Annotated in this window: 6 protein-coding genes and 1 tRNA gene; all 7 read left to right on the forward strand. The window is 47.5% G+C overall.

Features of this window, described 5'->3' with window-relative positions:
* A partial coding sequence (putP, locus tag Q0198_RS07275; protein WP_297896518.1) for a sodium/proline symporter PutP occupies window positions 1-1,330 on the forward strand: 1,330 nt, incomplete at its 5' end.
* Window positions 1,323-2,666, forward strand: coding sequence for a DUF2130 domain-containing protein (locus tag Q0198_RS07280; protein WP_297896520.1), 1,344 nt, complete (start codon window positions 1,323-1,325; stop codon window positions 2,664-2,666). The genes putP and Q0198_RS07280, both read left to right, overlap by 8 nt.
* Before the next feature lie 843 nt (window positions 2,667-3,509).
* Window positions 3,510-4,046, forward strand: coding sequence for a hypothetical protein (locus Q0198_RS07285; protein WP_366111980.1), 537 nt, complete (start codon window positions 3,510-3,512; stop codon window positions 4,044-4,046).
* Window positions 4,047-4,304: 258 nt separating this feature from the next.
* Window positions 4,305-4,381: transfer RNA gene (locus tag Q0198_RS07290), tRNA-Ile, on the forward strand.
* A 250-nt stretch (window positions 4,382-4,631) separates the two neighbouring features.
* Window positions 4,632-5,942, forward strand: coding sequence for a dicarboxylate/amino acid:cation symporter (locus Q0198_RS07295; RefSeq protein ID WP_297896523.1), 1,311 nt, complete (start codon window positions 4,632-4,634; stop codon window positions 5,940-5,942).
* A gap of 28 nt (window positions 5,943-5,970) precedes the next feature.
* Window positions 5,971-6,651: an amino acid racemase gene (locus Q0198_RS07300; protein ID WP_295151179.1), complete on the forward strand. Its 681-nt coding sequence runs from the start codon at window positions 5,971-5,973 to the stop codon at window positions 6,649-6,651.
* Window positions 6,652-6,973: 322 nt separating this feature from the next.
* A partial coding sequence (gene dnaE, locus Q0198_RS07305) for a DNA polymerase III subunit alpha (RefSeq protein ID WP_297896524.1) occupies window positions 6,974-9,132 on the forward strand: 2,159 nt, incomplete at its 3' end.

Below are 9,132 nucleotides of genomic sequence, written 5' to 3' on the forward strand. Positions count from 1 at the left end.
GGGGGTGCCGGGCGCGATGTTTGCGACGGGGATTTGCAATATCTGGATCGCCCTAGGACTTTGCGTGGGCGCGTGGTGCAACTACAAATTTCTTGCCAAAAGGCTTAGAATTTACACCGAGGTAGCAAGCGACAGCGTCACGATCCCGGATTTTTTAGAAAACCGCTTTAAAGACCGCACCAAAACGCTTCGCATCATCTCCGGGCTTTTGATCATCATATTTTTTACGCTCTATGTTAGCAGCGGCATCATCGCAGGCGGCAAGACCTTTGAGAGCTTTTTCGGACTAAATTTCACCTACGGCGCGATCGCTACGATCTTAATCGTCGTGTTTTATACCTTTTTCGGCGGATTTAAGGCCGTCGCGATCACCGACGCGTTTCAAGGGGCACTGATGTTTGCGGTGCTTATTTTAATCCCTCTGTTTTCTTATCGCGCGCTGCAGATCCCTGCGGACAGCTCCTTTTTAGCGCAGGTGCGGCTATACGGCGCGAGCCACCTCGATCTATTTTATAATCAAAGCTTCTTGGGCGTTTTGGGTCTGCTTGCTTGGGGACTCGGATACTTCGGGCAGCCGCACATCATCGTGCGCTTTATGGCGATTAGAAGCTCGCGCGAGCTTGATAGCGCGCGTCGCATCGGAATTTCGTGGATGGTGCTAGGTCTTGCGGGCGCGATGCTTAGCGGTCTGATCGGCTTTGTCTATTTTTCGCAAAAGGGCCTTAGCATAGACGATCCAGAAAAAATTTTCCTAGAGCTCGGTAAAATTTTCTTTCATCCGTTCATCCTAGGCGTGATAATCTCTGCTGTGCTAGCGGCGATTATGAGCACTATCTCAAGCCAGCTTTTGGTAAGCGCGAGCGCGGTTACGAAGGATTTTATCTTCGCGTTTTATAAAAAAGAGGTGAGCGAGCGCACGCAGACGCTAAGTAGCCGTATCGCCGTCGTGATCATCGCCGCGCTCGCCGCGATCTTGGCGTTTGGCTCAAACGATACGGTGCTAAACGTCGTGGGCAACGCCTGGGCGGGATTTGGCGCGAGCTTCGGCGCGGTGCTTCTTTTTAGCCTGTATTCTAAAAAGATGAGCGCTCTCTCGGCTTTAGTAGGCATGCTCGTAGGCGGCATCACTGTTATTTGCTGGATCTTATCGGGGCTTTCGGCGGTCGTTTACGAGCTGCTGCCGGGCTTTTGCTTTTCGGCGCTTGCGATATTGCTCGTAAATCGCTACAACTCCGTGCTCGATAAGATGGCGGATGAGCCCAATGCCGCGCAAATTTCGCAGGAATTTGAAAAGATGAAAGAGCAGAGTTTAGGAAGCAAAGATGGCTAACGTAAAGTGCCCGCACTGCGGCTCTTTGATCGATATAGACGAGGCGCTGCAGCGCGATATCAAGGCTAAATTTGAAGATGAAATTTTGCAGCAGAAGCGAAAGTGGCAACAGCAGCAAAACGAAGCCACGCTTAAATTTGAAGCCGAGATCGCCGCTAAGCGCGAGGAGTACGCGAAGCATCTAGCGCAGCTGCAAGCAAAGGAAAACGCCTTCGAGCAGCGCGTAAAAGCGGCGACCGATTCCGCGCTAAACAGCGAGCGGGAGAAAATTTTAGCGCTTGCAAAATCTCAGATCGAGAGCGAAAACGCGGCGAAATTTGAAATTTTACAAAAGGAGCTGCAAGAAAAATCACAAAGAATTTCCGAGCTAAATTTGATCAAGGCCGAAATGGAGGCGCAAAAGCGTAAATTTAGCGAGCTTGAAGCCGAGAATAAAGCCAAATCAGAAATCGAGCTAACCAACCGCGTAAACCAAGAGCGCGAGCGGCTTTCGAAGCAAATTTCGCAGGAAAACGAGCTAAAATTCCGCCAAAAAGATGAGCAGATCCAAAGCCTAATCGGTCAAATAAACGAGCTTAAGCGCCGCTCGGAGGTGGGCTCGCAGCAGCTTCAGGGCGAGGTGCAGGAGCTCGCGCTGCAGGAGTATCTGCGGCTAAATTTTCCTTTGGACGAGATAGATGAGGTAAAAAAGGGCGCGCGCGGCGCGGACTGCGTGCAGATGGTGCATACGAGGGAGTTTGCGGGCTGCGGTAAAATTTTATACGAGAGCAAGCGCACGAAAAGCTTCGAGCCCAAATGGATCGACAAACTCAAAGACGATATGATAGGCGAGAGCGCGCAGATCGGCGTTATCGTCACCGAGCAGATGCCGCCTCACAGCCCTAGGCTGCACCAAGCGCCGAGCGATGCTAGTATCTGGATCTGTTCGTTTGAGGAATTTAAGGGGCTTTGCGCCGTCTTGCGCGAACACGTCGTCGCGCTTGCGTTTGCCAAAAGATCGGGGCAAAATCAAGATAGCAAAACGGCGATGCTCTACGACTATCTGACCTCGCCCGAGTTTGCCAACCAGATAAAGACGATCGTATCGGCATTCGTCGGCATGCAAGAAAGCCTAAATAAGGAGCGCAACGCGATGGAGCGCATCTGGAAACAGCGCGAAAAACAGATCGCGCGTGCGCGAGACGGCGCGATCGCGATGCACGCAAGCATCAGAAGCATCGCAGGAAGCGGCGTAGCGCAGCTGGAGGACGTCGATGAAATTTTAAGCCTCGAGGCGATCGCGGCAGAGGGCGAAGCGAGCGCGCTTCAAGACCAAGACGGCGACGAGACGCCATAGCGGCGTGCGGACAGATCGCCGTTCTAGCGAGAGCGCGAGGCGAGCTTGCGTCATGAGGCTGAAATTTTGTAAAGTAACGCGATATTTGTCCGCGGACAAGCGGTGCTAGAATTTCAAGGAGTAATTGTTGTATGCTTTTGGGTTTGCGAGGTTGGAATTTTACTTGCGAATTTTATCTTGGCAGAAATATGCCGCACTGTGTAGAGTGGAAATTTCACATGTAAAATTTTAAATTCATAATTTAAGGAAGCGCTTCACGTCGAGAAAATTTGATTTGGAATTTCTGTTTTGTGTCCTTATCGGGAAGATTTTGCGCTAAAAGCCATAGCAAAATTTTAAGAATTCGCTTCGCCGTACCGTAAAAATTTTAAAATTTTGATCTGTAAATTTCATAAAAATTTATGAAATTTTTTAAATTTCTGCGTCGAAATTTTAGAATTTCTAATATTTTTTAAAATAAATTTAAATTTTTTAAACCCCTTGCCGCAGTTATTTGCATGCTAAAATTTTATCGATGAAAAGCGTTTGTTGCCAATCGTTAAACCCCATCCCTTATCATTCCGTAGTTGTTTTGCGCGTGGGAGATTTTGCGCGCACAAGACTCGTTTTGTGCGACATAGCGTGCAGGTCGCATCAAATACGCCGCAAAAGCAATGGTAGGCTGTGCAACGTCTGTAACGGGCGGCTTGCTTGATTTACATAATTTATAAAGAGGTAAAATATGCGTATTTTAGGCAACATTATTTGGTTTTTTTAGGCGGTTGGATCTTGGCTATTTTAACTTATTTGTCGGGTTCAATCCTTAACCGTTTTAGTCGGACCGCTCCCGCGGGATTGGGTCTTATGGAATACGGCAAATTTCTATTTTTGCCCTTTACTAGCGATATGACGCGCAAAAATAAAAGCTCTCTTGCCGTCGCCGCATTGCCGCTACAAAACTGTGAATATGACGTAACGCCCCAAAAAGTGTCCGTATCGAAGGTAATAGCTATAGTATGCATCGTAGCGATCGCTTTACCTGCAGTAGCGATTGCGGAACCGGGGCTGACTACTAGAGATGATGCGGAGATCTCTAAGTTGGCGACAAATTTAATTACCGTTAAATACGATCTAGACGCTTATTATATCTCCCAAGGCAAATTCGCATCCGATTTTTCGGTTATGACGAATGTTCCGCTAGAGCCTAACGGAGAAAATTCCGCATATCTTAAAAGCGTAAAAGGAGATAAATGCTTCCTAATCAGCGTGGACGGTGAAAAGAAAACTATCTCTATCGCAAAAGGTCCCGATGCCGAAAATAATATCTGCCGGGGAGCGTATGAGCTACCCGGCGTCCCTAAAATGCTATCGGAGCCTATTAGCGTGAAAAAAAGCTATTAATTCACGCGATTTGCGAGCGGATTAGATTTATCGCGGCGGATTTAAGAGCCCTGAATTTTATATAAAATTTCGTCTTAAATTTACGCCGCCTTGTGCGCACGAAAGTGATCTGATCGAAAATCAGATAAAGTCGCGCGCTCTGGCGTGAAATTTAGCCACAATTTGAGCGGGCCTAAGTTTCATAAAATTCTGCGGTTAGAATTTTAACGCCGTTTTAAGATTATTTTTGTAAAATCACATTTCTTTTTTACCGCTGGCGGGCTCATAGCTCAGTTGGTTAGAGCATCCGGCTCATAACCGGATGGTCCTAGGTTCAAGTCCTAGTGAGCCCACCACCACAAAATTTTTGGCTTTTCACTGCATCAAAATCCGCAAATTCCATAAAATTTCAAGCGTCGTTTTTCCTTTGGAATTCCGCTTCATGACTTCAAAAGACAAAGTCTGCTGCATAATTCCCGCTTTAAAATGCGGTTAAGCTTGTGATCGAATTTTCAAATTTAACTTTCATTTGGCGACCGATTAAATTTTATTTTATGGCAAGTTGCGGTAGAATTCCGTTAAAATTCTTAGTGCAGGGAGATGTCTATGTCAGAAAATCAAACGAAAAAAGGCGGAATTTTAGCCTTTTATTTTAAATCAAGCTTGCTTTGGCGCATCATTATCGCTTTAGTGTTGGGCTCTGCGATTGGTATGTTACTACCTAAAAATATGCCGGTGGGTGATACCACGTGGGTGGCGATTTTAACGCCTTTGGGAGATCTTTTCGTGCGGCTTTTAAAGATGATTATGGTGCCGATCATTATCTGTTCGCTGATCGTGGGCACTAGCAGTATCTCGCCCGCGCACCTGGGCAAAGTGGGCGTTAAGGCGATCATATTTTACGCTATAACGACGCTTTTTGCGATCGTCATCGGTCTAGCGTGTGCGTTTATATTTTCTCCAGGTAGCGGGCTTGATCTAAGCGATGCGTCCAAGGCCGTCGAAAAGGCAGCAAACGCGCCTAGTATGAGTAAAATTTTGCTTAATATAATTCCTACGAATCCTTTTGATTCCATAGCCAAGGGCGAAATTTTGCCGATCATCGCGTTTTGCTTATTTCTTGGCGTAGGGCTTGCGTTTTGCCGCGACAGTAGTGATGCTCGTATTAAAAATTCCGCTGATACGGTTTATAATTTTTTCGATGGAATGAGCGAAATTATGTTTAAGGTCGTGCATTGGGTGATGCAATACGCACCAATCGGCGTTTTTGCGCTAATGTTTGTAGTGTTTAATAAAAGCGGTATCGAGGCTTTCAGCTCGCTATTAAATGTCACGATTACCCTATACGTGGGACTTGCGATTCAAGTATTTGCGGTTTATTGCGTTATTTGTATGCTTATCGGAGTTAGCCCGATTAAATTCCTTAAAAAAGTGCGTCCGCCGATGCTTACGGCTTTTGTTACCCGTAGCTCCAATGGCACGCTTCCGATTACGATGCAGACCGCCGAAGATATGGGAATTCCAAAGGCGATCTACGGCTTTGTTTTGCCCGTGGGCGCTACGGTGAATATGAACGGCACGACCGTGTATTTGGGCGTGTGCACGCTCTTTATCGCTAATGCTTGCGGTATCGATCTAAATAGCAGCCACTACCTCACGATCATCATCACTTCGATGCTTGCGGCGATCGGAACTGCCGGGGTTCCGGGAGCCGGTGCGCTGATGCTGCTTTTAGTGCTCGAGTCTATCGGCGTCAAGGTAAGCGGTAATGTAGCGATCGCTTACGGAATGATTTTAGGCATTGATGCGATTTTGGATATGGGGCGAACCTCGATGAACGTAACGGGCGATGTTGTGGCATCGATCTACGTCGCAAAGAGCGAAAACGAAATGGATATGAGTAAGTGGGAGAATTAACCCAAGTAAAATTTAGAAAGGACGAGCTATGAAAAGAGTTGGAATTATCGGCGGAATGGGACCTTTGGCGAGTGCGGATCTGTATATGAAGATCATAGAAGAGACTGCTGCGGGCAGCGATCAAGAAAATATTCCGCTTGTAATCGATAGCTATCCGCAGATTGAAGATCGCACGGCATTTATCTTAGGTAAAGGTGAAAATCCGCTTCCGCGCCTAAGCGAGAGCGCTGTTAGGCTCAAAAATGCAGGCTGCAAGGCGTTTGCGATGGCGTGCAACACGGCGCATTTTTTCGCAGACGATGTAGAAGCTGCGGCGGAAATCCCGCTAATTCATATCGCCGAGGTCACCGTAAAAGCGATCCGCAAAAATTATCCAAACGCCCATAAAATAGCTGTGCTAGCTACTATTGGTACAAAAAAAGCTAAAATTTACGACGATCCGCTTAAAGAAGCAGGGCTAATCAGCGTGGAGCTTGGCGAAGAAAATCAAGCGGTTTTGATGGATTGCATCTACAAAGGAGTTAAGGCGGGCAAGACTGCCGAATACGTGGGGGCTTTTGAGAATTTGCTAGGCAAAATCGATGCTGATATTTACGTCGTTGCCTGCACTGAGCTGCCGCTATTTTTGCCGTTAATCAAAAGCGATAAAATTTTCGTCGATCCTACTAGAGAGCTTGCCAAAGCGATCGTGGAATTCTCAAGATCGTAGAGCCGCAAGGCTTTGCAAGCGCGAATTTTAAACCGCAAAATTTTATGATAATTTAAGTCATAGAATTTTGCGGAATTGCGTTGGCTCAAAATTCCAGGTAAGCGGAATTTATATGATAGCAAAATTTCATCACAGCATTTTAAGCTTAAAATTTTGTCAAAATTTAATCCGTAAGATCCAGAATTAAAACCTCCGAAGTAAAATTCCGTAACAAAATTTACTCGTAAAATTTCACGCTGAAATTTAAGCTAAAATTCCATTAAATTTGACCGTTTCTAAAGCCCGAATTTAATATAATCGCTCCAACAAAAAAAGGATCAAAATGAGCGACTACACCCACCTGCACCTTCACACCGAGTATTCGCTGCTAGACGGCGCGAATAAAGTAAGCGAGCTCGCCGAGCTTTTGCAGAGCCGCGGCACCAAGGCGTGCGCGATCACCGACCACGGCAATATGTTCGGCGCGATAGACTTTTATCAGACGATGAAAAAGCACGGCATCAAGCCGATCATCGGCATCGAGACCTACCTGCACAACCACGAGGATATCGGCGATAAAAGCGACCGCCAGCGCTATCACTTGATACTGCTTGCCAAAAATGAGACGGGCTATAAAAATCTGATGTATCTTAGCTCGCGCGCGTTTTTGGACGGATTTTACTACTATCCGAGGATCAACAAAAAAATTTTAAAAGAGCACAGCGAGGGGCTCATCTGCTCCTCGGCGTGCCTAGCGGGCGAGGTGGAATTTCATCTAAATAGAAGCGAGCGAAATTTAAAGCGCGGCGCGGGCGGCTACGAAGCGGCGAAAAAAGCAGCGCTTGAGTATAAGGAAATTTTCGGCGAGGATTTTTATCTAGAGATCATGCGCCACGGCATCGGCGAGCAATTAAACGTCGATAAAGACCTCATCCGTCTCTCGCGCGAAATCGGCGTCAAGATCATCGCTACCAACGACGCTCACTACTCGCGCAAAGACCGCGCCAAGGCTCACGACGTCTATCAGTGCATCTCGATGGGCAAGACGATCAACGACGGCGACCGCCTAAAACACGTCGTTTCGGAATTTTACGTAAAAAGCGATGAGGAGATGAGGCGGCTTTTTGCGGACATCCCTGAAGTGATCGAAAATACCGCCGAGATCGTGCAAAAGTGCAATCTCAAATTTGCCTTCGACGAGAAGGACTACGCGCCCACACCGCCGAATTTTAAATTTTCGATCGAATACGCCGCTAGGCTCGGGCTTTCGCTGCCGCAGCCTAATGAGCGATATAGCTTTGCAAACGATGATTTTTTATTCGATTATCTGTGCCGCGAGGGGCTTAAAGAGCGCCTTAAATTTATTGATCCCGCCAATCACGAAATTTATCGCGAGCGCCTGGAAAAGGAGCTTGCCATCATCAAAAACATGCATTTTTCGGGCTATATGGTCATCGTGCAGGATTTCATCAACTGGGCGAAGGATCACGACATTCCGGTTGGTCCAGGTCGCGGCTCTGCGGCGGGCAGCATCTGCGCGTATGCGCTTCGCATTACCGATCTCGATCCGATTCCGTATAATCTACTTTTTGAGCGATTTTTAAATCCGTCGCGTATCTCGATGCCCGACATCGACGTGGATTTTTGCCAGGCGCGCAGAGGCGAGGTGATCGACTACGTCATCGATCAGTACGGCAAATACAACGTCGCGCAGGTTGCGACCTTCGGTAAGCTGCTCGCGCGCGGCGTCATCCGCGACGTGGCTCGCGTCTGCGATATGCCGCTTTCACAAGCCGATAAGATGGCGAAGCTGATCCCCGATAAACTCGGCATCACGCTTACGCAGGCTTACGACGCCGAGCCGAAGCTGAAAGAATTTATCGACGCAGATCCGATCGCACAGCAGGTTTGGGAGTTTGCGCTGGGCCTTGAAGGGCTAAATCGAAACGCAGGAATGCATGCCGCGGGAGTGGTGATCTCAAACGAGCCGCTGTGGAACAAGGCGCCGCTATTTAAGCAGGATAAGGGCGAGGATGCGCGCCTAGTAACGCAATATACCAAAAACTATCTCGAGGACGTCGATCTGATAAAATTTGACTTCCTAGGTCTAAAAAACCTCGATGTGATCGATAATGCCATCAAGCTCGTCAAGCGCCGCTATAATCGCGACATAGTTTGGGAGGAGATCGATTTTAACGATCCGCAAACTTACAAAACCATTCAAAGCGGCAACACGCTGGGGATTTTCCAAATCGAGGGCGCGGGCATGCAGGATCTGGCTATGAACCTGCGCCCTGACCGCTTCGAGGATATCATCGCGATGATCTCGCTCTACCGCCCTGGGCCGATGGATTTAATCCCCGATTTTATCAGGATCAAACACGGCGAGCTAAAAGCAAGCTATATCTTCCCTGAGCTAAAAGAAATTTTAGAGCCTACCTACGGCATTATCGTCTATCAAGAGCAGGTCATGCAGATCGTGCAGAAGGTGGGCGGCTTTAA

Source organism: uncultured Campylobacter sp., assembly GCF_938045205.1.
Taxonomy (GTDB): Bacteria; Campylobacterota; Campylobacteria; order Campylobacterales; family Campylobacteraceae; genus Campylobacter_B.